Here is a 1,153-nt window from a genome sequence, read left to right as displayed (position 1 = left end):
TCCCACGCGACACTCCGGCCACCGTGCAGGCCCGGGTGGTGCACACCGGGCGCACCTCGGTGCACATCCAGACGCGGGTGCTCATCCAGCACCCCGAGCGCGGCTGGCAGGTCTGCACCGAATGCTTCATGATCTACGTGGCCGTCGGCGACGACGGCGAGCCGCGGCCGATCACGCCCTTCGAGCCGGAGTCCGAGCTGCAGCGCCGGCGCTCGGTCGACGCCGCCCAGCGGATGATCTACCGGCGGCAGGTCGAGGACACCATCAGCTCCATGCCCGAGGACATGGGCACATCCGAGGGGCTGACCCTGCGGTTCCTCGCCGAGACCGACGAGCGCTATCCCGACGGCAAGATCCGCGGCGGCGCGGTGATGAAGTGGATCGACCTGGCCGCCGAGATCTGTGCGGAGCGCTATTCCGGCCTCGACGTCGCCGCCGTGCTCACCGGGGGCGTGCGCTTCTACCGGCCCATCCACGTCGGCGATCTGGTGGAGGCCGACGCCCGCCTGGTGCTGACCGGCTCGAAGTCGATGCACGTGCTGGTCCGCGTCCGCGCCGGCGCCCGCTGGGAGAAGGACCCGGAGGTGGTCGCCTACGGCCTGCCGGTGATGGTCGCCCCCGACGGCGCCGGTTCGGCGCGGCACATCACGCCCTGGCAGCCGATCACCGACGCCGACCACGCCGTCGCGGAGAAGGCCCGCTCGCTGCGCGAGCTGCGCAACGCGACGCTGCTCGCGCCGAGCCCGGTGGCGCAGTCGGTCTGACCTCTCCGACCCGGCCCGGTCCGGGGCTCCGGTGCGGGTCGCCCGGGCCCGTCCCGGCGACGTCGACTCCGCCTCAGGGCTGATGCGCGTCGAGGACGGTTTCATTAGGCTGAGCGCCATATGAGCACCCCGAACGAAGACCAGCAGGGGCGGGATCCGCGGGAGACCTACCGCAGCGGTCCGCCCGTCCCGCCGCCCGGCCCGCACCCCTACGGCGCTCCCGAGCAGCCGTCACCGCAGGGCACGCCTCCGGACGGCTGGCGGCAGAGCTCGCCGCAGCAGGATCCGTCTGCTCAGGATCCGCCTCCTCAGGGACCGCCTCCTCAGGGACCGCCTCCGCAGAGCTGGCCGCAGGGCCCGCCGCCCGGCGCGCCGCAGGGTCAGCCCGG

Annotated in this window: 1 protein-coding gene; it reads left to right on the top strand. The window is 73.5% G+C overall.

The window, feature by feature from the left end; translation table 11 throughout:
* A partial coding sequence (locus tag GU5_RS14755) for an acyl-CoA thioesterase (protein ID WP_010525087.1) occupies positions 1-764 on the top strand: 764 nt, incomplete at its 5' end.
* Between the last annotated feature and the right edge of the window lie 389 nt (positions 765-1,153).

The sequence above is a fragment of the Nesterenkonia sp. F genome (assembly GCF_000220985.1).
Classification (GTDB): domain Bacteria; phylum Actinomycetota; class Actinomycetes; order Actinomycetales; family Micrococcaceae; genus Nesterenkonia.
This window is presented reverse-complemented; position numbering and strand designations above follow the sequence as displayed.